This is a genomic window from Bacillus toyonensis BCT-7112, from assembly GCF_000496285.1.
In the GTDB taxonomy this organism is placed as follows: domain Bacteria; phylum Bacillota; class Bacilli; order Bacillales; family Bacillaceae_G; genus Bacillus_A; species Bacillus_A toyonensis.
In genome coordinates this window covers 2,936,802-2,959,756 of the sequence record NC_022781.1, presented here as the reverse complement: position 1 = coordinate 2,959,756, position 22,955 = coordinate 2,936,802, and the positions used below count along the sequence as shown (strand labels likewise).

The 22,955-nt window shown below is 36.6% G+C and carries 21 protein-coding genes and 1 riboswitch; of the genes, 5 read left to right on the top strand and 16 right to left on the bottom strand.

Annotation, left to right across the window (positions count from 1 at the left end):
• Positions 1–4: 4 nt before the first annotated feature.
• The 9 genes from gabD to BTOYO_RS15250 form a co-directional block, all read right to left on the bottom strand.
• Positions 5–1,456, bottom strand: coding sequence for an NADP-dependent succinate-semialdehyde dehydrogenase (gene gabD, locus BTOYO_RS15290; RefSeq protein WP_000358974.1), 1,452 nt, complete (start codon positions 1,454–1,456; stop codon positions 5–7).
• Entirely contained in the window at positions 1,449–2,816 is a 1,368-nt protein-coding gene (locus BTOYO_RS15285; protein WP_000225129.1) for a sigma-54 interaction domain-containing protein, read from the bottom strand. Before BTOYO_RS15285 ends, gabD begins: the two co-directional genes overlap by 8 nt.
• A 115-nt stretch (positions 2,817–2,931) precedes the next feature.
• The gene (gabT, locus tag BTOYO_RS15280) at positions 2,932–4,296 is read right to left on the bottom strand and encodes a 4-aminobutyrate--2-oxoglutarate transaminase (RefSeq protein ID WP_001093028.1); all 1,365 of its coding nucleotides are present in this window, start codon (positions 4,294–4,296) and stop codon (positions 2,932–2,934) included.
• A 145-nt stretch (positions 4,297–4,441) separates the two neighbouring features.
• Positions 4,442–5,197: an HAD family hydrolase gene (locus tag BTOYO_RS15275; RefSeq protein WP_000416652.1), complete on the bottom strand. Its 756-nt coding sequence runs from the start codon at positions 5,195–5,197 to the stop codon at positions 4,442–4,444.
• A gap of 131 nt (positions 5,198–5,328) precedes the next feature.
• Positions 5,329–6,234, bottom strand: coding sequence for a diacylglycerol kinase (locus BTOYO_RS15270; RefSeq protein WP_000977668.1), 906 nt, complete (start codon positions 6,232–6,234; stop codon positions 5,329–5,331).
• 506 nt (positions 6,235–6,740) lie between these two features.
• A complete protein-coding gene (gatB, locus tag BTOYO_RS15265; RefSeq protein WP_001047676.1) occupies positions 6,741–8,168 on the bottom strand; it encodes an Asp-tRNA(Asn)/Glu-tRNA(Gln) amidotransferase subunit GatB in 1,428 nt (475 codons plus the stop codon).
• 14 nt (positions 8,169–8,182) lie between these two features.
• Positions 8,183–9,640, bottom strand: coding sequence for an Asp-tRNA(Asn)/Glu-tRNA(Gln) amidotransferase subunit GatA (gene gatA, locus BTOYO_RS15260; RefSeq protein ID WP_000051450.1), 1,458 nt, complete (start codon positions 9,638–9,640; stop codon positions 8,183–8,185).
• A gap of 15 nt (positions 9,641–9,655) precedes the next feature.
• Positions 9,656–9,946, bottom strand: coding sequence for an Asp-tRNA(Asn)/Glu-tRNA(Gln) amidotransferase subunit GatC (gene gatC, locus BTOYO_RS15255; protein ID WP_000086999.1), 291 nt, complete (start codon positions 9,944–9,946; stop codon positions 9,656–9,658).
• Positions 9,947–10,087: 141 nt separating this feature from the next.
• Positions 10,088–10,324 (bottom strand): YiaA/YiaB family inner membrane protein, encoded by a 237-nt coding sequence (locus BTOYO_RS15250; protein WP_001254393.1) that lies wholly within the window; start codon positions 10,322–10,324, stop codon positions 10,088–10,090.
• Positions 10,325–10,554: 230 nt separating this feature from the next.
• On the opposite strand from BTOYO_RS15250, the gene BTOYO_RS15245 reads away from it, so the two are divergent.
• From BTOYO_RS15245 to BTOYO_RS26480, 4 genes are all read left to right on the top strand, one after another.
• The gene (locus BTOYO_RS15245) at positions 10,555–11,037 is read left to right on the top strand and encodes a MarR family winged helix-turn-helix transcriptional regulator (protein WP_000942480.1); all 483 of its coding nucleotides are present in this window, start codon (positions 10,555–10,557) and stop codon (positions 11,035–11,037) included.
• A 227-nt stretch (positions 11,038–11,264) separates the two neighbouring features.
• Positions 11,265–12,446: an ArsA family ATPase gene (locus tag BTOYO_RS15240; protein ID WP_002037861.1), complete on the top strand. Its 1,182-nt coding sequence runs from the start codon at positions 11,265–11,267 to the stop codon at positions 12,444–12,446.
• Positions 12,439–12,630 carry a DUF3926 domain-containing protein gene (locus BTOYO_RS15235; RefSeq protein WP_000544097.1) on the top strand — a complete coding sequence of 64 codons (192 nt, stop codon included), beginning with the start codon at positions 12,439–12,441 and terminating at the stop codon, positions 12,628–12,630. Before BTOYO_RS15240 ends, BTOYO_RS15235 begins: the two co-directional genes overlap by 8 nt.
• 57 nt (positions 12,631–12,687) lie before the next feature.
• A complete protein-coding gene (locus BTOYO_RS26480) occupies positions 12,688–13,155 on the top strand; it encodes an HXXEE domain-containing protein (RefSeq protein ID WP_002037859.1) in 468 nt (155 codons plus the stop codon).
• 171 nt (positions 13,156–13,326) lie between these two features.
• On the opposite strand, the gene BTOYO_RS15230 is transcribed toward BTOYO_RS26480, so the two are convergent.
• Genes BTOYO_RS15230 through BTOYO_RS15220 form a run of 3 tightly spaced genes read right to left on the bottom strand, consistent with a single transcriptional unit; the run spans position 13,327 to position 15,877 of the window.
• Positions 13,327–14,181 carry a MetQ/NlpA family ABC transporter substrate-binding protein gene (locus tag BTOYO_RS15230; RefSeq protein ID WP_000721581.1) on the bottom strand — a complete coding sequence of 285 codons (855 nt, stop codon included), beginning with the start codon at positions 14,179–14,181 and terminating at the stop codon, positions 13,327–13,329.
• A gap of 21 nt (positions 14,182–14,202) precedes the next feature.
• The gene (locus BTOYO_RS15225; RefSeq protein ID WP_001261855.1) at positions 14,203–14,868 is read right to left on the bottom strand and encodes a methionine ABC transporter permease; all 666 of its coding nucleotides are present in this window, start codon (positions 14,866–14,868) and stop codon (positions 14,203–14,205) included.
• On the bottom strand, positions 14,858–15,877 hold the full coding sequence (locus tag BTOYO_RS15220) for a methionine ABC transporter ATP-binding protein (protein ID WP_000622986.1): 1,020 nt from the start codon (positions 15,875–15,877) through the stop codon (positions 14,858–14,860). The genes BTOYO_RS15225 and BTOYO_RS15220 overlap by 11 nt, the downstream gene beginning before the upstream one ends.
• A gap of 124 nt (positions 15,878–16,001) precedes the next feature.
• A riboswitch (SAM riboswitch) is annotated at positions 16,002–16,106 on the bottom strand.
• A gap of 241 nt (positions 16,107–16,347) precedes the next feature.
• Between BTOYO_RS15220 and BTOYO_RS15215 the strand changes: the two genes are divergently transcribed.
• A complete protein-coding gene (locus tag BTOYO_RS15215; protein WP_000844920.1) occupies positions 16,348–16,911 on the top strand; it encodes a cysteine hydrolase family protein in 564 nt (187 codons plus the stop codon).
• A 249-nt stretch (positions 16,912–17,160) separates the two neighbouring features.
• On the opposite strand, the gene pruA is transcribed toward BTOYO_RS15215, so the two are convergent.
• The 4 genes from pruA to ligA all read right to left on the bottom strand — a co-directional run bounded on the left by pruA (position 17,161) and on the right by ligA (position 22,950).
• Complete coding sequence (pruA, locus tag BTOYO_RS15210) at positions 17,161–18,708, bottom strand: L-glutamate gamma-semialdehyde dehydrogenase (protein ID WP_000259542.1); 1,548 nt, start codon at positions 18,706–18,708, stop codon at positions 17,161–17,163.
• 153 nt (positions 18,709–18,861) lie between these two features.
• Positions 18,862–19,632 carry a TSUP family transporter gene (locus tag BTOYO_RS15205; RefSeq protein WP_000343983.1) on the bottom strand — a complete coding sequence of 257 codons (771 nt, stop codon included), beginning with the start codon at positions 19,630–19,632 and terminating at the stop codon, positions 18,862–18,864.
• Positions 19,633–19,727: 95 nt separating this feature from the next.
• A complete protein-coding gene (locus tag BTOYO_RS15200) occupies positions 19,728–20,924 on the bottom strand; it encodes a CamS family sex pheromone protein (protein ID WP_000717025.1) in 1,197 nt (398 codons plus the stop codon).
• 16 nt (positions 20,925–20,940) lie between these two features.
• Positions 20,941–22,950 carry an NAD-dependent DNA ligase LigA gene (ligA, locus tag BTOYO_RS15195; RefSeq protein WP_000031436.1) on the bottom strand — a complete coding sequence of 670 codons (2,010 nt, stop codon included), beginning with the start codon at positions 22,948–22,950 and terminating at the stop codon, positions 20,941–20,943.
• Between the last annotated feature and the right edge of the window lie 5 nt (positions 22,951–22,955).

Below are 22,955 nucleotides of genomic sequence, written 5' to 3'. Positions count from 1 at the left end.
CTACTTATAATCCTAATGAAATGTATTTGATTTCTAAATATTCCTCGATGCCGAAATGACCGCCTTCACGCCCGATACCACTTTCTTTAAACCCACCGAACGGCGCTTGTGCAACTGACGGAAGACCATCATTTAAACCGATAATACCGTACTCTAGCGCTTCACTAATTTGGAACGCTTGGCTAATATCCTTCGTAAAAATATACGCAGCTAAACCGTATGGTGTATTATTTGCACGTTCAATTACTTCTTCAACTGTTTTAAATTTCGCAACTGGTGCAACTGGTCCAAATGTTTCTTCAGTCATACAAAGCATTGTATCATTTGCCAATCCAATTACAGTCGGCTGAATGAAATGTCCATCTAGCTCTGTAACCTGTTGGCCTCCATATAAAAGTTCTCCACCTTTTTGAACTGCATCTTCAATATGTTCTTGTACTTTTGAAACTGCATTCTCATCAATAAGTGGTCCTACAGTAGTTCCCGCACCGAATCCTTCTCCGACTTTAAGTTGCCCTACTGCCTTTTGGAACTTCTCTACAAATACTTCGTATACTTCTTCTTGAACGAATACTCGGTTTGTACATATACACGTTTGTCCTGCATTACGGAATTTCGAACCAATAACGGCTTCTACCGCTTTATCTAAATCTGCATCATTCATTACGATAAATGGAGCGTGACCACCTAATTCTAATGAAACTTTTTTCATCGTTTGCGCAGCGCTAGCCATTAACTCTTTCCCAATTTCCGTTGATCCTGTAAAGGACACTTTTCGAACGCGCTCATCTTCCATCCACGTATCAGCAATTGCTTTTGCACTACCTGTTACAATGTTTATTACACCTTTTGGAATTTCCGCTTCGTGTGCTAATTCAGCTAACTTCAATGCAGTTAACGGTGTTTGACTTGCAGGCTTTACAACTGCTGTACAACCTGCTGCAAGCGCTGGAGCTACCTTTCTCGTAATCATAGCCGCTGGGAAGTTCCACGGTGTAATAGCTGCCATAACCCCAACTGGTTGCTTCATAACTAAAATACGTTTGTTCGGATGAGAAGCAGGAATCATTTCACCGTATACGCGCTTCCCTTCTTCTGCATACCATTCAACAAAGCTATTTGCATAATTCACTTCACCAAGCGCTTCTGCAAACGGCTTTCCTTGCTCCTTCGTCATAATCGCTGCGATTTCTTCTTTATTTTCATCAATAAGTGTGAACCACTTTTTTAATTTCGTTGCACGATCCGCGGCTGTTAATTTTGACCATGTTTTAAAAGCCTCATGCGCCGCATCAACGGCTTGCTTTGCCTCTGTTATCCCGCCCTTTGGTACAGTTGCAAATATTTCTTTCGTTGCTGGATTGTTTACTTCGATTTGCTCTTGCAGTGTAATCCACTCACCATTTATATACATCGCTTTTTTCTCTACATTTACAAACGTCGATTTTTTATCCAATGTTTTCTTCCTCCTCTATGAACTTCTTAATCTTCCTAGTGGCAGCAGATTGACTTATTTTTAAAAACTCTGCTACTTTATAGCTTGATCCACATGTTTTATACGCTTTTAAAATAATATTTCGTTCCACTTCTTCCAACATTTTATAGAGACTTTGACCTGACTGTTCAACTGTTGATTCCTGCATTGCTATTGGTAAATCCTCTATCGTAACGATATCGTCAGCAGTAATAACAATTCTTTCAATTACATTCTCTATTTCTCTATTGTTTCCCTCCCACGGGTATCCAACAAACATTTGTAACGTACTAGGTGCTAACTTTACATCACGTCCGTACTTTTTATTAAAGTGCTGTAAATAATGATAAACGAGTGGTAAAATGTCTTCTGTTCTTTCCCGAAGTGGCGGAATTGAAATCGGAATGACATTCAGACGATAATATAAATCTTTCCGAAATGTTCCTCGTTTCACCATCTCACTTAAATCTCTATTTGTTGCCGCTACAATTCGAACGTCCACCTTTTTTAATTCTCTTCCGCCTATAGGACGAAATGTTTTTTCTTGCAATACTTGCAGAAGCTTCGCTTGAATTTCAAGCGGCATTTCACCAATTTCATCTAAAAATAGAGTCCCTTTATGTGCTGACTCTAATAATCCCTTTTTCCCTTCACGATTTGCACCTGTAAAAGACCCACCTGAATATCCAAAAAGCTCCGATTCAATTAAATTTGTTGGCAAAGCCGCACAATTAATTTCATAGAAACTTTCATTCTTCCGGTGACTTACTTCATGTAGATGACGTACTAAGCGGCTTTTTCCCACGCCTGTCTCACCTAAAACGAGAACAGTACTATCTACCACAGATACTTTTTTAATCGTTTCTATTATTTTTTGCATAGCAATGCTTTTAAAAATAAGTCCTTCATGTTCATATGTTTCCCTTAATTCTTTTTTGTATGTTTTTAACTGATTATCCATTTCCTCTACCTTTTGTCGTAATTGATAGAGTTCAGTAAGATCTCGAGAATAACTAATCACTCTTCTTAAATTTCCCTCATCATCAAAAACTGGCCTCGTCCGAACATGTAAATACTCTCCCGATTTCGTCGTTTGAACGAGTTCAATCGGTCTCTTTTTTTCAATTACTTCTAATGTTGCAGATGGATAAAAGATTCCATCCTTTTGTAGTTCCTTTACATGTTTACCTACTAACTCTTCAGCAGCTAGTTGATAGTGCCTTTCGCATGTACTATTTACACGTACAACGATTCCCTGCTCATCTGTAACAAAAATTTCGTCAAACGCATATTCAAATACATCTTTTAAATCCATTAACACTCGTTCCTTTTCTGCAACCATCCTAGCCACCCCTAACTTCAAATCCATCGATTCACTTCACTACCTTTATTATAAAGTGAATTTTCTGCATTTTATATAGAGTCAGCTAGAATGTTTGCGATTTATCATTCAGTTTTTATACACGGGCGATATTTGCTTGCTCATAACAAGCTTGTAATGATTCTTCAATAATCGTTAAACCTTCCTCAAGTTGCTCACCTGTAATAACCAATGGCATTAATACACGGACAACATTTCCATATGTCCCCGCAGATAATAAAAGTAATCCTCGTTTATTTGCTTCCGCACACAAATTAGCTGTTAATATTTTGTCAGGCACTTTCGTCTTACGATCTTGAACGATCTCAAATGCACACATTGCCCCTAATCCGCGCACATCACCGATGCAATTATATTTATTTTTCATCTCTTGGAATCGGTCCATTACGACTTTTCCTAATTCTATCGCTCTATCATTTAATTTTTCTTTTTCTATTACATCCAGAACCGCTAATGCAGCCGCACATCCTAATGGACTTCCTGCATACGTTCCACCAAGCTCTCCAGGTGCAGACTCATTCATAATTTCTTTACGTCCAATAACACCGCTTATCGGTACACCAGCTCCTAATGACTTAGACACTGTAATTAAATCTGGAACGACATCATAATGATCAATTGCAAAGTATTTTCCTGTACGGCTAAATCCAGTTTGAATTTCATCCGCTACAAATAAGATGCCATGTTCTGAACAAATATTGCGTACTTCTTGAACAAATTTCTTACTTGGGACGATAAATCCGCCTTCCCCTTGAACCGGCTCCATAACAACAGCTGCAATTGTTTCTGGTGCTACTTCTGATATAAAGAAGTTCTTAAACTCTTCAATGATAAAATCATCGTACTGCTCTTCCGTTAACCCCTCTGGACGACGGTATTCATATGGGAATGGCGCTTTATATACTTCTGGAGCAAATGGACCGAATCCAAATTTATATGGCTTTACTTTACTTGTCATCGTCATTGTCATCAATGTACGCCCGTGGAAACCTTTAGAAAACGCAATAATACCTGATCTTTTCGTATATTTACGGGCGATTTTCACTGCATTCTCTACCGCTTCAGCACCACTGTTTAAAAATAGTACTTGTTTATCAAAACTTCCTGGCGCTAATGCAGCAAGCTTTTCCGCTAATTCAATATATGGCTCATACATCATGACATTAAATCCCGTATGAATGTATTGATCTACTTGTTTATGAAGTGCTTCTTTAACAGCCGGATGACAATGCCCTACATTAATTGTCCCTATTGCCCCAGCAAAATCAATATACTGATTACCATCAACATCTGTTACAAGAGCTCCATTTGCAGATTGTACAAACGTTGATATGCCGTTACTTACTCCTTTTGGTACTATATTTTGGCGGCGCTCTAATAAAGTTGCTGCTTTTGGTCCTGGAATTTGTTCATTTACTTTAGCAAATTTTTTTGTGTTCATTGCGTACCCCATCCTTTTCTTTACATTGTTTTCTCTTTTTATTGCAAAATACATGCCAACTTTCCGTTCTAGTATTCATCCTATACTCTTTGTATCCAGGCATAAAAAATAAGTCTATAAAGACTCATCAAGAGTCTTTATAGACTTATTTCCCTTGCATACTAGACTTTCCTTGTTCCCAAATAAACTCACCTGAATGAGAAATAAACTCACCAACAGATTCTACGACTAAGTCCGCAAGTGGTTCTAAAGTTTTACGGTCCCCCGTACCAGATAGTACTCCAATAGCATAACAATCACCACCGTTTTTAGCTAAATATAGATCGGTTGGCGTATCTCCAACGACTGCCACCTCACATGCCTCTAAATGAAACCTTTCACAAAAGGATTCTATAATTCTTTTATCAGGTTTCTGTGCCGGAAACGTATCAGAAGCTACAATATAATCAAAAAAGGATTCTAATTGATATTGTTTTAAAAATAATTCTGTCGGCGCAAAATCATCAGCTGTAACAACACCTAAAATAAATCCTTTATCTTTTAAACTTTGTAAAATTCTTGGTAGATCTGCCGTCATTTTCATATAGGAACGATGCTCGTACATAAGCGAAAATAATTTTTCACTTACCCATTCATGCATCTCCTCTTCCTTAGATGACTTAATATACTTACAAAGCCCCTTTGCTACATCGAGGCTTGTTCCAGCCGCTAGTGCGCTACTTGGATGAACAAATACCCCATCCACACCAATCTCTTTTAATAAAGCTTGCTGCATTGACTCTGGTAATTGATATAAATTTATACATTCCGCTACAAGCTCTTCCGCTACTTTTATCCAAATTGAGTGAAAATCCATTAATGTCCCATCTTTATCAAATAGTATTGCTTTTACCTTCTCCATAGCACCCTACCTCTCATTTCTTATCCTCTTCAGTGTATCAATAAAATATGGATATAAAATAAATGAATTGTAAAAATACCATAAAAATCAAACTAACTTCCAATTTACAATTCTAATAAAAAAAGATGCCCTTACAGGGCATCCTCTTGATGTTCAGGAACAAATAATTCCAGACAATGATATATGTTTTCGAATTCCATCGGGGCATCCCCACCGTACTCACCATCTAAATTAATCATTAGTTTATCTGGTGAATGCACTTTAATTCGATTTGCTTGTGTGTATAGTACTTTCGGATTGTTAATATGTTCCCCACGCTGCGCTTGTGTTGCTGCTTTAATTAAATCAGCGATAGAACCTTTTTTCAGCACTAATAAGTCAAATAATCCATCGTTAATCGATGCATACGGTGCTACTTTTTCAAATCCACCAACTGAACGAGTATTTGTAATTAAAAACATCGTAATTTCTTCTTGTAATAACTTCCCATCATACTCGATTTCAACATATGTTGGATGTAATGATGGTAACATTTCTATTCCTTTTAAATAGTAAGCAAGTTGGCCTAATACTGTCTTTAGCTTGCTTGGTACTTCATATGTTAATTCTGTAATACGGCCGCCACCAGCAATATTAATGAAATATGTATCATTCGCTCTACCAAGATCTAAAGGAACTGTTTTCCCTTCACAAATAATATCGGCTGCCTCTTCTATAGCGCGAGGTACACCGATCGCACGTGCGAAGTCATTTGTCGTTCCAACTGGAATAATTCCAAACTTCGGACGATGCTCATGTCCTACTAAACCATTTACCACTTCGTTTAACGTACCGTCACCACCAGCGGCGATAACAACATCAAACTTACGATCCGCAGCTTGTCTCGCCGCTACAGTTGCATCTCCAGGACCAGTCGTCGCATGACAAGACGCTTCATATCCAGCTTGTTCTAATTTTTGTAATACTTCTGGTAAGCTCTTCTTAAATAGCTCACGCCCAGAAGTAGGGTTATAAATAATCCTTGCTCGTTTCATCATTTATTAGCACAGGAAATTCCTTATTCATTGAAAAAAAGAATACACCGAATTCTTATTCAGTATCCCTATGCCTACCTCCTCTCATCTTCCTATCCTTCTTTTATCCCGCTCAAACAGGCAGTAAGAACCCGATTGGTGAAGGCTAATAATCAACGGGGGATGAACACCCCCACTACTGATTAAAGTTTCACTTTATGTCTATCCATTCTTCCATAAAAATTTACATATAACGAATAATAATTATCTATTATTTCATGAGATGAAAAAAAACCTCTATGTCTAGATTTATCATTATTCCCACCTTTTTGCAACTATCATACCATAGTTGCTATACAAACATTTTTTCACTTTTGACAGTTAATCAAACGTTTATTTAAATTATTTTTCACCATTTAAACAAACGTTTGATTAACTCAGAAAAACACCCAAATAAGGGTGTTTTTTCTGTTTAATCTTTAAGAATCTATACTATTTTAGCATTCAAAAATAAGAATCTCTCTCTTATTTTATCGCTTATTAATCTCTTCAAGTAAGATTTTGTTAACAAGCGGTGGGTTTGCTTGTCCTTTTGTCGCTTTCATAATTTGACCAACTAAGAAGCCAATTGCACGGTCTTTACCGTTTTTGAAGTCTTCAATAGATTGTTCATTATTATCAAGGATTTCTGTTACGACTTTACGAAGTGTACCTTCGTCAGAAATTTGAACAAGACCTTTCGCTTTAACGATTTCTTCTGGATCTCCACCTTTTTCAATTAACTCGTTAAATACTTTCTTCGCGATTTTAGAAGAAATTGTACCTTTTTCAATTAATTGAACCATTTTAGATAAACCAGCAGGCGTTAATGCAACATCTTTTAATTCTTTTTGTTGTTTGTTTAAGTATGCAAGTACTTCACCCATTAACCAGTTTGATGTTAATTTCGCATCTGCTCCATCTGTAATTGTTGCTTCAAAGAAATCAGACATCTCTTTCGTTAATGTTAATACGTGTGCATCATAAGCTGGTAATCCAATTTCAGCAACATAGCGAGCTTTACGTGCATCTGGAAGTTCTGGAATAGAAGCACGCACTTCTTCTTTCCACGCATCATCGATATAAAGTTCAACTAAATCTGGCTCTGGGAAGTAACGGTAATCGTCAGATCCTTCTTTTATACGCATTAAGATTGTTTTCTTCGTTGCTTCATCATAACGACGTGTTTCTTGTTGGATGATACCACCAGATAACAATTCTTTTTCTTGACGCACTTGTTCGTGCTCAAGACCTTTTTGTACGTAAGTGAATGAGTTTAAGTTTTTCAGTTCTGCTTTTGTACCGAATTTCTCTTGTCCAACTGGACGAAGGGAAATATTCGCATCACAACGTAGAGAACCTTCTTCCATCTTACAATCAGATACGCCAGTGTATTGAATGATTGATTTTAACTTCTCTAAGTATGCGTATGCTTCTTCTGGCGTACGCATATCTGGCTCAGACACGATTTCGATTAAAGGCATACCTTGACGGTTATAGTCTACTAATGACCCGTCAGCTGTATGCGTTGATTTACCAGCATCTTCTTCTAAATGAAGACGTGTAATACCGATACGTTTCTTTTTGCCATCTACTTCGATTTCAATCCAACCATTTTCTCCAATTGGCTTATCAAACTGAGAGATTTGGTAAGCTTTCGGATTATCTGGATAGAAATAGTTTTTACGGTCGAACTTCGTTTCCGTTGCGATTTCACAGTTTAATGCCATTGCAGCTTTCATTGCAAAGTTAACTGCTTCTTTATTTAAAGTTGGAAGTACCCCTGGGTATCCTAAGTCAATTACACTCGTTTGTGTATTTGGCTCTGCTCCGAATTCTGTTGGACTCGCAGAGAAAATTTTCGAATTTGTTTTTAACTCAACGTGAACCTCTAAACCAATAATTGTTTCTAAATTCATCTATGCTCGCCTCCTTACAGACTTGCTTTTTTTGTATGATAGTCTGTTGCTTGCTCAAACGCATGTGCAACGCGGTAAATTGTCGCTTCATCGAAGTGTTTACCAATGATTTGTAATCCAAGTGGCATACTATTAGCACCGAATCCACATGGAACAGAAATCGCTGGAACACCTGCTAAGTTTACTGGGATTGTTAAAATGTCGTTTGCATACATTGTCATTGGATCATCCACTTTTTCGCCCACTTTAAATGCTGGAGTTGGCGTTGTTGGTCCAATAATAACATCGTAGTTAGCAAATACATTTTCAAAGTCGTTTTTAATTAATGTACGTACTTGTTGTGCTTTTTTGTAATATGCATCATAGTAACCAGAGCTAAGTGCAAATGTACCAAGCATAATACGGCGTTTTACTTCGTCACCGAAACCTTCGCTACGTGTGTTTTTGTAAAGATCTAATAAGTTATTTACATTATCAGAACGAACACCGTAACGTACGCCATCAAAGCGTGAAAGGTTAGCAGATGCTTCAGAAGAAGATAATAAGTAATACGTTGCTAGAGCGTATTTAGAGTGTGGAAGAGATACTTCCTCCCAAGTTGCGCCCATACCTTCTAATACTTTTAAAGCAGCTAGTACTGACTCACGAGCTTCTTCGCCAACACCTTCGCCTAAGTATTCTTTCGGTACAGCAATGCGTAAACCTTTAACATCGCCTGTTAAACCAGCTAAGTAGTTTCCAACTTCAACATTTGCAGAAGTTGCATCCATGCGGTCAATACCTGAAATAGCTTGTAATAAGTATGCATTGTCTTCTACTGTACGTGTAATCGGTCCGATTTGGTCAAGTGAAGATGCGAATGCTACTAATCCGTAACGAGATACGCGTCCGTAAGTTGGTTTTAAACCTACAACACCGCAATATGCAGCTGGCTGACGAATAGAACCACCCGTATCAGAACCTAGAGAGAATAATACTTCTCCTGCTGCTACAGCTGCTGCAGAACCACCACTAGATCCGCCTGGAACGTAATCTAAGTTCCATGGATTTTTTGTAGCGTAGAAACCTGAGTTTTCATTTGAAGAACCCATTGCGAACTCGTCCATATTTAATTTACCGATTGTAACTGTGTCAGCAGCTTTTAACTTTTGCACAACTGTCGCATCGTAAATTGGATCAAAGTTTGCTAACATTTTGCTCGCACAAGTAGTACGAAGACCGTTAGTTACAATGTTATCTTTTACACCGATTGGCATACCGAATAATAAACCATTATCTTCAGCGCCGATCTTAGCATCTAATTCTTTCGCTTTCGCGCGTGCATTTTCTTCATCTAATGTAAGAAAAGCTTTTACGTTATCTTCAACATCCGCAATACGTTTGTAAGATTCTTCTACTAAATCCGTAACGGAAATTTCTTTGTTGTTTAACTTCTTATGTAACTCTGATACAGAATGATCAAATAATGACATCGAAATTCCCCTCCTCTATTCTAATACTGCTGGAACACGGATTTGATTATCTTTGTGATCCGGTGCATTTTTTAATACTTCTTCTACTGGTAAACCTTTTTCTGGCACATCTTCACGCATAACATTTTTCATAGTTAATACATGAGTTGTTGGTTTTACATCTGTTGTATCTAATTCATTTAACTGTTCTGCAAATGTAACTATTGCATCTAGTTGTTTTTGAAATTTTTCTGCTTCTTGATCAGTAATTGCAAGACGTGCTAAATGTGCTACGTGCTTTACATTCTCAACGGAAATTCTTGACACGGCTAGGCCACCTCCATAATATATCGTTCAATCTACAATACTATTGATGATACCAAATTTTCAGTACTTCAAGCAAGTCAACACATGGCACTTACGGCATTTTTACATAAAAAAAGAAAGGCAAACGCCTTTCTTTACAATTTACTCTTTATCTAACGGTTTATTTTTTGGAAATCTCTCGTTATCTTCTTCATTATCACGAATTGTTTTTTGTAATACAAAACAAGACATCGTTAAAAATAACGTTCCAATTAAATAGTACCCTTTTACACTAAGCGTTTCATCTAACGTGTAAATCCCAATTAGCATCCCTGAAAGCGCACAAACAAATGAAGTCCATGCTAAAAACGTGAACGCTTGCGTATTTCTTCTTCTCATCATTATCCCCCTTGTTAGATGCACATCCATTATAGATAAATATATTTACCGTTATGGATTTTTATGTAAAATTCTTTTTCTATTTATTAATCTATCATAAAAAAATGCCCTTTTAAAGATTGTTTTCTGTCTAATCTGAAAAATAAATTAAAAATATTGACATTTATTTCTATTCTACATAAAATAAAAACAAATATTACGAACCTCGAAATATACGGGAGTGGAATTAATTGTTGCAATATGAACACTTTTTAGACTTACTGCTAGATAACGCCAAGAAACTTTTCTATCCTGAAGAATGGGTAAGCCTTGATTTAACACTTTCCAAGACAGAAGTATTTTGTTTACTTTGGATGGAGCGAAATACAGATATTACAATGACAAAAATTGCTGACCTTCTTGATATACCGATGAGTACAACGACAGGTGTTGTAAATCGCCTTGTAAAAAAGGGGTATATTGAACGGTACCGTGATGAAAACGATCGACGCATTGTATTAATTCGTTTAACAGAAAACGGCGTAATGCTCGTTCAAGAAGTAAAACAAAATGCAGCCCATTACTTTAGCCTAGTGACAGAAGCATTGTCAGAAGAAGAAAAAGCATTCTTACTACAAATCTTCCAAAAAATTATGAATCACATTGCTACGTCACAGCAAAAAATAGAAGAAAAGGTTTCTACACCTAGAATGAAAAACATTCCGATTGAATAAAGTGAAACTTTAATCAGTGAGGGGTTTTCTCATCCCTCACTGATTATTAGTTGAACCAATCGGGCATTTACGGACAGTTGCCCCCCCACCTAATTTCTTTGCTCCAGCCGAATTTTTGGACGGAAGTCTTACTGCCCGTTAATGCGGGATAAAGCCCTAACTGGGTTTTTATTCACTTAAATACTTCGATGTTCGTAATATTCGATAACCGAAACAAAGGGGATAGAATGATGAGAATTATTTTGTATACAGGTAAAGGCGGCGTAGGAAAAACTAGCATTTCAGCAGCAACAGCACTTCAAAGCGCAAAACAAGGATTAAAAACATTAGTAATGAGTACAGATCCTGCTCATAGTTTAGGAGATTCATTTGGTATAAAGCTATCTTCTGAGCCATTAGAAATTCGCGAAAACTTGTGGGCACAAGAGATTAATACGATTTATGAAATGGAAAAAGGCTGGGGAAAGTTACAGAAATACATTACCTTGTTATTCACTTCCAAAGCAGCTGATGATATTACAACAGAAGAATTAACGATGTTTCCTGGTATGGAAGATTTAATTAGCTTACTTCGCGTGCTCGATTATTATAAAAAAAACACATACGACGTTATCATCATTGATTGCGCTCCAACAGGAGAAACATTAGCAATGCTTAGTTTTCCAGACATGCTCGGCTGGTGGATGGAAAAATTATTTCCTATTAAAAGAAAAGTTTTAAAAGTCGTTCGTCCTGTAGCTCAACCACTTCTTGGTGTCCCCCTTCCAACCGATGATATTATGGACGAATTAACAAATACACTTGAACAGCTTGGAGAAATGAGAGATATTTTATCGAACCGAGAAATAACAAGTATCCGCATCGTTGTAAATCCCGAAAAAATGGTCATTAAAGAAGCTCAGCGTAGTTTTACTTATTTAAATTTATACGATTATAACGTAGATGCCATCATGATTAACCGTGTCATCCCTAACACTGTCACCGATCCTTATTTTCAAGCATGGAAAGATACGCAAAAGAAATATAAAACATTAATTCAAGATAGTTTTCAGCCGCTTCCTATTTACGAAGCTCCCATGTTTGAACAAGAAGTTGTTGGTTTACCTATGTTAGAGCGTGTAGGCAATGCTTTATTTAAATCCGATCCCTCTCCTACTGAAGTGAAATTCAATGGTCGCACACAATATGTGAAAAAAGATGGCGATGAATATATTTTCGTTCTGTCCATCCCCTTCTCAAACAAAAGTGAACTTTCATTAAATCAAAAAGGTGATGAGCTTATTATTCGAGCCGGCTCTGTTAAACGTAACATCACATTACCAAAAACATTAACACACCTTTCTATTCAAGGAGCCAAGTTTGAAGAGGATGTACTAAACATTCGATTTGGAGGTGTGGTGCATGCATGAGGAATTACTACGAAAAGTAATTCGGACAAAAGTAAGAGTCGGTATGCGTATATTAGAAGAGCTACCTACTCCAATCCAGCAATCAGCTAAGCAAATGCTAAGTATTTTGCAAGAGGAGCTAGCTGCTTATCCGAAAGAACGAGAGCATCATGAAGATAATTTAAAAAGTATCATAATTGAATAATCATCTCTGTATAGAGGGCCTTTTTAGGCTTTCTATACTTTATTGGAGTGATATAAGTTGATAAAAAAACATTCCACTATTACGCTTTGGATCATTCCTTTATTATTTTTCATTCATAACCTTGAAGAAGCTTTCCAAATGCGACAATATCTTGCTAATCAATTTTCAATTCATCTTATAACTAGCCAACAATTTTTCATTGCCATTTCCATATTAACAATCTTCGTCGTACTTATCGTCTTTCTATATCAACTAAACTTCTTGTCTTCTATATACTGGATTATTTTTATACAAGGGGCCATTTTCTTTAACGCAGTGCAACATATTATTTTGTTTTTGATTTATCGCTCCTATAATCCTGGCGTAATATCCTCAGTTTTCATTGTTATCTTTTCTATTTTCTTTTTTTCATCCAAAAAACAATTAATTCATAAAAAGCAATTCGTAATTACACTCATTTTCAGCTTACTTTCTTATCCCATTATAATTTGGATTACCTTACTATTCGCTAGCTGCTTTCAGTAATAAAAAAAGACCAGGAAAACTCCCGGTCCATCACTCTACTTAACAAACATTGGATTCTACGTTATACAAAATTGGAAGGTACAAAATTAGGGTTTTGTTTGTTAAGTAGATTATATGTTGAACGAACTAACAGCGGAGGGGTTCCTTCTATTAGTTCATTAAACCCAATGATTATTTTACGATTTTTTCAAGCTCCTCAAATGAAAGATCTACTGAAATTGAACCATCCTTTGTTTCTTTCTTAACTGCATCTGTTACTTCTTTTGAATGATATAATTCAATTACTTTTTTCAGTGTTGGATCGTCTTTATCTTTCGTACGAGCTGCGAAAATATTAATATAAGGCTTCGCATTTTCATTCTTTGGATCTTCTAAGAAAATAGGATCCTTCGCTGGATCTAATCCAGCTTGACCAGCCACACCGTTATTAATAACTGAAGCAGCTACATCTTTTAATACACGAGGTGTTTGCTGTGCAATAACCGGTGTAATTTTTAACTTCTTCGGATTTTCAGCGATACCACTTGGATCCCCAAATAGACCAAAATCTTTTTTAAGTTTCAATAACCCCGCTGCATCAAGAAGTTTTAATGCACGTGCTTGGTTCGTTGGATCATTTGGAATAGCAATTTCTGAACCATCTGGGATTTCATTTGCTTTCTTATATTTTTCAGAGAATAAGCCCATTGGTGCAATTTGTGTTGTACCGACAGCTGTAATATCTAACTTATGCTCCTTTTTAAATTGCTCTAAGAAAGCAATATGCTGGAATGAGTTTAATTCAATATCTCCATCAGCTAACGCTTTATTTGGCGTTGTATAATCAGAGAACTCAACCAGTTTAATTTTAATTCCTTCTTTTTCAGCTTTTTTCTTCAAAATTTCCCAAACGTCTCCATCCGTTCCAGTTACACCGACGCGAACTACTTTCTCTTTTGCTCCTGCACCTGTGTCTCCACCCGAGCAGCCGCTTAGTGCTGAAATTCCTACAATCGCTGATAATGCAAATGCTAAAATTTTCTTCATTTTCTTTTCCCCTCTTCCTTTTTATGATCTGCGTAAAAACACTTTCGCAAAGTAGTTTCCTAAATTTTGAGCTATCTGTACGAGAATAATAAGTAAAACGACCGTTACGAACATAACTGATGTATCAAAACGTTGATAACCATATGTCATCGCTAAGTCACCAAGACCACCACCACCGACAAGCCCAGCAACTGCAGAAAATTCAATTAAACCAACTGTCATAAACGTAACACCTAAGATCAATGGTGCTAACGCTTCTGGCACGAGAATTTCAAAAACAATTCTAAGTGGTGAAGCGCCCATCGCTTGTGCAGCTTCAATTACTCCTTTCGGAACTGAGACAAGATTTGTTTCAACCATTCTAGCAATACCAATAGATGCCACTAACGTCATTGGGAAGATTGCTGCCGCTGTTCCAATCGTCGTTCCGATCACGCTTCTTGTTAGTGGGCTTAAAGCTACTAAAAAGATAATGAATGGAACTGGACGAATTGTATTAATGATGACGTTAAGAATAGAAAAAACCCATTTATTTTCTAAAAAATTACCTTTTCTCGTTACATATAAAAGTAAACCTAGAGGTATACCAAGAATTATAGCGAATATAAGGGTTACAATTACCATTAAGAGGGTGTCCCCCGTCGCATCTAATATGCGAGGCCAAAATATACTCCAATCAACTCGCATGAGCTTCTACCTCCTTCAGCTTCACTTGCAGTCTTAGATGTTGTAATGCTTTTTGAATTTCCTTCTGTTCACCTTGCAATTCTACAAGAAGATTTCCAAATAGCACATTTTGAAGTTCAATAATATTTCCGTACAGTACATTTACATCGACGTTATAGTTTTTTGCGATATATGATAGTACCGGCTGTCCTGTCTCCTCACCAGTAAAAGTTAAGCGATAAATCTGACCACCATTTTGAATTTTCGCTAGAACACTTTCTGGCAAGTGGTCATTAATAACAGAACGTACAAAGTTTTGAGTTGTCTTTGTTTTTGGTTGTGTGAAAACATCAAACAGTTTTCCTTCTTCAATAACTTTTCCCTTCTCCATTACAGCTACACGGTGACAAATTTCTTTCACAACATGCATTTCGTGTGTAATAAGAAGAATTGTTAAATTATATTCACGATTGACTTTCTTTAATAAGTTTAAAATCTCTGTCGTTGTTTCTGGATCTAAGGCTGATGTTGCCTCATCACATATAAGTATATCTGGTGATGTTGCAAGTGCCCTAGCAATCCCAACACGTTGCTTTTGTCCGCCTGATAACTGCTCCGGATAATAGTTTGCTTTATCTTCTAGCCCTACAAACTTCAGCAGTTCATTGACTCTTTCTTTTATTTCATTCTTTGGTACTTTCGCTAACTTTAATGGATAAGCAATATTCCCAAACACTGTTCTTGAATTAAATAAATTAAAACTTTGAAAAATCATCCCAATTCTTTGTCTAAGTTTCCGTAATTCTTTCGTTGATAAGGATGTAATATCTTTATCATCTATTGAGATCGTTCCTGCAGTCGGTCTCTCTAACATGTTTACTAGGCGTAATAACGTACTCTTTCCAGCACCACTAAATCCGATAATGCCAAAAATTTCGCCCTTCTCAACTGATAATGTTACATCCTCCACAGCATGAACAGATTGCCCACCTGATTCATATACTTTACTTACGTTATTAAAAGAAATCATTTTCTTCCCTCCTATATGCTGTAAAAACTAGAAGTAGAGCTTTCGAGGTAAAATAAAAAGTGCTCTCCTTCTTATCAGTAATAAAAGATAAGAAGGAGAGCACTTATATGTACTCGTTCACATCTTCTCATCTTCCAAGCCTATAAAGACTTGCTGGAGTTAGCACGGTATTAAAAAACCCGTTGCTGAGGTATCGTAGGGCCAGTCCCTCCACCTCTCTGGATAAGAATGTATCGATTTAATTGTCGTTTAATTAATTCTCATTATAGAACTCAGAATAGTGAGAGTCAATACATTTTTTAGAAAAATATTAATTATTTCTTTATTAAAATTTTCAAATAAAAATTCATAATAAAATAGTAATCTTGAAGGTTATGTAAAATTCTTCTCCCTCATATTTTTTAAAAGGATTATTTTTTCTATGAATTGAATACTATTATTTGAATATGAAATCAGAGGAAGGTGAATATATGAAAACAGCTCTATTACTCGTTGATATCCAAAATGATTATTTTCCAAATGGAAAGATGGAATTGCGCAATCCGGTAGAAGCAAGTGAGTATGCCAGTGAGCTACTAAAACACTTTAGAATGAACGGCGGACCTATTTTTCATATCCAGCATGTAGCAATAAAAAATGATGCTACTTTTTTCCTACCTAATACAGAAGGTGTCCATATTCACGAGAATGTCCGTCCGCTTAGAGAAGAAACTGTTATACTCAAACATTATCCAAATAGCTTCCGAGAAACTAATCTTTTAGAACAATTACAACGTTTAGACATTGAACACATCGTCATATGCGGGATGATGACTCATATGTGTATTGATGCTACCGTAAGAGCTGCTTTTGATTTCGGCTTTCATTGTACCGTTATACACGATGCTTGTGCTACAAAAGATCTTTCTTTTAAGAATGCTACTATACCAGCTGTTTATATTCACAATACAATTTTGGCCAGTTTAAATGGAGTATATGCAAATGCAATGAGTACAGAGGAATTTTTGGTTACAAAAAAACACTCCATTCAGTGAGCAAAACCGAAAAGAGTGTTTCTTGTCAAACCATAGATTTTCTTTCAAATTGTATTATACAGGAAATTCTTAAAATGAATACTAAAAAATGTGACTAATAAATCAACTTTTCCCGTCACTTTATTTCTATTTACATGTTTATCCCGCTATTAATAGGGTTTAGCTCGTCCTCTTCGAATAATAGTAATATATGGGATTCTAATTTAAAAGGAGCTCTTCACATTCTGTGAAAAGCTCCTCTACTATTTCTTATAAAGTTTCAGAAGTAGTTTTTGCTTGCATGTGAAGTGCTAAGTAATCTGGGCCACCAGCTTTAGAGTCTGTACCAGACATGTTAAAGCCACCGAATGGTTGGTAACCTACGATTGCACCAGTACATCCACGGTTGAAGTATAAGTTACCTACGTGGAAGTCTTCACGTGCTTTTTCAATATGGTCGCGGTTATTAGAAACAACTGCTCCTGTTAAACCGTATTCTGTATTGTTTGCAATTGCAAGTGCATGATCGAAGTCTTTTGCTTTACAGAATGCTACTACTGGTCCGAAGATTTCTTCTTTCATTAAGCGAGCATCTTCTGCAACATCAGCAACGATTGTTGGTTGGATGAACCAGCCTTTAGAATCGTCTCCTTCGCCACCTGCTAGGATTCTACCTTCTTCTTTACCAATTGCAACATAGCTCATTACTTTATCGAATGCAGCTTGGTCATTAACAGGACCCATATTTGTACCTAATACAGCTGGGTTATCAACTGTTAATTCTTTTGTTAATTCAACAGCACGATTTAATACGTGATCATATACATCTTCGTGGATTACAGCACGAGAACATGCAGAACATTTTTGTCCTGAGAATCCGAATGCTGATGCAACGATAGATTTAGCTGCTAATTCAAGATCTGCTTCTTTATCAACAACGATTGTATCTTTACCGCCCATTTCAGCGATAACACGTTTTAACCAGATTTGACCTGGATTTACTTTCGCTGCACGCTCATAAATGCGGATACCTACATCACGAGATCCAGTGAAGCTTACGAAACGTGTACGAGGATGATCTACTAAGTAGTCACCAACTTCAGAACCATTACCTGGCACGAAGTTTACTACGCCAGCTGGTAAGCCAGCTTCTTCTAATACTTCCATGAATTTCGCAGCTACTACAGGAGTTGTACTAGCTGGTTTTAGTAATACTGTGTTACCAGAAACTAAAGCAGCTGTTGTCATACCTGCCATAATTGCGAATGGGAAGTTCCAAGGAGAAATGATAACACCTACTCCTAATGGAATGTAAGAGAAACGATTATATTCAATTGGACGGCTTTCTACTGGAATACCGTCTTTCAATTTCAACATTTGACGAGCATAATATTCCATAAAGTCGATTGCTTCCGCTGTATCAGCATCTGCCTCATTCCATGGTTTACCTGCTTCTTTTACAAGGATAGCAGAGAACTCATGTTTTCTACGACGAACAATTGCTGCAGCACGGAATAAAATGTCTGCACGCATTTCTGGTTTTGACTTTCTCCAAGTTTGGAATGTTGCATCCGCTACTTGCATTGCTTTTTCAGCTAATTCACGGCTTGCTTTTGAAACACGACCAACAAGTTCCTCTTTATTTGCAGGGTTTACAGAAACAATTTTATCTTCTGTAGTGATTTTTTCTCCCCCAATAATTAATGGATAGTCTTGTCCAAGATAAGATTCTACTTTCTTTAAACCTTCTTCAAACGCTAATTTGTTAGCCTCTACTGAAAAATCTGTAAATGGCTCATGTTTGTATGCTACTACCATTCTTTTTAGCCTCCCCTTAGAAAAACGTTTACATTTTACAACATTATTCTACACGATAATTTAGATTTATTCAAATATTCCTAGACTTATATTTTAAAAATTAATAAATTTTTAAAATATAATAAAAAAAGAGATTCATACATGCGTATGAATCTACAAAATATGAGTATATTCCAAAACATTTTTTCCGATCAATAATATAGTAACTAATAAAAATAAAGTCCTTACATATCCAACGCCTTTTTGAACTGCAAACTTCGATCCAAAATAAGCACCTAAAATCATTGATAATCCCATAATAATACCGTATTCAAAATGAATTATATCTAAAAATAAAAAAGTAATTAAAGATACGATATTACTAACAAAGTTCAAAAGTTTTCCAGATGCCGCTGCTTGAATAAAATCCAACCCTATTAATAAAAATGCAAAAATTAAAAATGATCCTGTCCCTGGTCCAAAAAAACCATCATAAAACCCTATCATTAAAATAACAAAGAAAAATATTAATGTTTTCCTTTTCGTCATCTTCTTATAGGTAGATACGCTTCCCCAATCCTTTTTTGCAATAATATAAATGGCAATAAACACCAACATTACAAGTACTAATGGACGTAAAATATCCGGTGGAATAAATTTTACCACTAAAGCACCTGCGACCGCTCCAATAATAGTTAATGGGATTAACTTTCCTACAATTTTAAAATCGACTTTTCCTGATCGAATAAAATAAATTGCACTCGTAAACGTCCCCATCGTTGCAGCTAATTTATTCGTTGCAATTGCCGAAGCTGGTGACAAACCGACAAACATTAGTGCAGGAAGCGAAATTAATCCTCCACCTCCAACAACTGAATCAATAAAAGCTGCTAAAAATCCGAATGCAATTAATAAAATAATGACTTGAAGACTTAGTTCGTCCATGACCTTTACCCCTTATCCCCTTATTTATAACATTTAAAATTATAACAAAATTCCTCAAGAAAAAAAGCTGTTCCTTTGTGGAACAGCTTTTATCTTTAATCTAAAATTTTTACGAGTGGCTCATCTTGCTTCGCTTCACGTATAATAATCGCTTCTGGACGTTCTACAGATTTAATCGTTACTTGTACTCTCATATAATTTGGGAAGTATTCCATAACAAGCCCTGCTACATATTGTGTAAAACCAATTATTTCCGCTTTTCCATTAAACTGGACAGGAATATCCAGCTTCATTTCTTTTAATTCCTCGTCTCTATACATACCAGTACCGATAACAGCGGAATAATCGCCTTGGAAATAATCGCTTAGTTTTGCTTTGAAGTTAGATACCCTTGCAAGATCTTCACGCTTATTGTCTGTTTTTGCTTGTTCAGACGGGAACAAATAGTATTTCTCGTTAATTTGTTTCCAATCTTCAACCGTTTCACTACCTTTTTCCACATTAGCATAAGAAACAAAGTTTCCTGGCACAAGTGCAGACTTTGGAGATTGACGATAAATCGCAAATGTAATCGGAACGTTTTTTATGTCGGGCTTTTTTTGGTGCATAACTTTCAAGATTTCTTGCGCCATTTTTTTCCCTTCAGCTAACATTTTTTCGTCCTCGATTTTAGCCTCACGCGGATAACCATGCTCTTCATTAAAATATTGAACAGAATTCATTGCTAAACCAACTACAATACCACCAAGTTCAACATCTTTATCGCCTTTTTTCACATAATAATTATGCTCTAAAATATTTGTAATATATATTGGATTTTTTTTATTTTTCACTTCTAGTGATTCTGATCCTTCGCCTAACGCTGGATTGAGCCCTATATTCGGAAATTTAACTGCATCTTTTTTTAATTTGCTCTCTAGTTCCTTTTGTTCGGCATCTGTACGCTTTCTTTTTACAAGCATTTTTACGGTTTGATCATCTAGAGTACTTCCACCTTTAAAGAAATAATCTTTCGTATTAAATGATTCTTTTGCAATACGCATTAATCCTGTTTCAAATTCATCTATATCAAGACGATTATTTAATCCCTGCACAACTAATCCACGTGCAGATCCTGCATCAAATGGAACAGTCGTCTTATAATATTCATCCGAAATAGCATACTTCGGAACGACTGCTTGCTCTTTTGCTTTCCCTGATTTCTCAGCCACTTTTTCATCTTTGTCGGCACCTGCGCTACAACCACTTACAAGTAGGCCAAGACTTAATACCGCTAATGCTATTTTTTTCATGGTAAGTTTGCACCTCTTACTTATTTAGCTCTTGTAAGAACCTCTCTTCATTCCAAACTTCAACATTGTGCTTCTCTGCTTGCGCTAATTTTGAGCCAGCAGCTTCACCAGCAACAACTAAATCCGTACTTTTACTAACACTTCCTGTTACTTTTCCACCTAATGCCTCAATCTTCTTCTTCGCTTCACTGCGTCCCATCACTTCTAATTTCCCAGTTAAGACGACAGTTTTCCCTGCAAAGTAAGATTCAACATTTTGTAAATCTGCACTTTTTATGCCTTTGTATGTCATGTTCACGCCATACTCTTTAAACTGTTGTAATAGCTCTAATACATCTTCATTATCAAAATATGTCACAACGGATTGCGCCATTTTTTCTCCAATTTCATTAATTGATTTTAGCTCTTCTTCCGTCGCTTTCACAAGTGCATCCATCGTTTCAAAATGCTCTGCAAATGTACGTGCTGCTTTCGCCCCGACATGGCGAATTCCAAGGCCAAATAATAATCGCTCTAACGAGTTTTCCTTCGAATTCTCAATTGCTTGTATTAAATTTGTTGCTGATTTTTCACCAAAACGCTCTAGCTGTAGTAATTGTTCTTTCGTCAATGCATATAAATCTGCAAACGTACGAATATAATCTGCATCAAAGAGCTGTGTGATGACACGCTCGCCAAGTCCGTCAATATTCATTGCATTTCTTGAAACGAAATGAATTAATCCCTCGCGAATTTGGGCAGGACAAGTTGGATTTATACAACGAAGTGCAACCTCTTCTTCTAAACGAACTAGTTCACTCTCACATGCCGGACAATGCGTTGGCATGCGGTATTCTTCTTCCTCACCAGTACGCTTATCAAAAATAACGTTCACAACCTCAGGAATAATATCTCCAGCCTTTTTCACAACAACGTAGTCACCAATTCGAATGTCTTTTTCACGAATTAAATCCTCGTTATGTAAGGAAGCACGACGAACGATCGTACCAGCCACTCGTACTGGTTCTAACTCTGCAGTCGGTGTTACAACCCCTGTACGGCCAACACTTAATTCAATGCCCGTTAATCTCGTTACAACTTCTTCAGCCGGGAATTTATAAGCAATCGCCCATCTTGGACTCTTTGCAGTAGTTCCTAGGCTTTCTTGAAGAGCAACATCGTCTACTTTTATAACGATCCCATCAATCTCATAATCAAGATTCGGACGTTTTTCCTGCCATTCTTCTACATAAGCTATAACCTCTTCAATTGTTTCACATGTACGGCGATTTGGATTTGTCTTAAACCCCAGTTCACCTAAGAAATCAAGTGATTCGCTATGCGATGAAATTGTTTTTTCTTCTACATTTGCAAGACCATATACAAACATGGATAGGTTACGCTTTGCTGCAATTTTCGTATCAAGTTGACGTATTGAACCTGCTGCCGCATTACGCGGATTCGCAAATACATCTTCACCGTTTTGCTCTTTTTCTTCATTTAGTTTAACGAATGAACGCTTCGGCATATAAGCCTCGCCTCGCGCTTCTAACGTTACCTCTTCATTTAATCGAAGTGGAATTGCTTTAATCGTTTTCAAGTTTTGGGTAATATCTTCACCTGTTATACCATCACCACGTGTTGCACCTTGAATAAAGCGTCCTTTTTCATAATGAAGTGAAACAGCAAGTCCGTCAATTTTTAATTCGCATATATATCTTACATTCGCATCATCAATTCCTTGACGTACTCTTCGGTCAAAATCACGCAAATCTCCTTCGTTAAATGCATTTCCTAAACTTAACATCGGTGACTTATGCGTTACTTTTTCAAATATATCAAGAACAGTTCCCCCAACGCGCACGGAGGGAGAGTCTTCACTCATGAACTCTGGATTCTCTGCTTCTAATTTTATAAGCTCCTGCATATTACGGTCATACTCCGCATCAGAAACAGAAGGATTGTCTAATACGTGATATTGATAGTTAAATGTATTTAACAAATCACGTAGTTCTTCTATACGTTTTTTTGCTATCTCTTTTGACATATCCT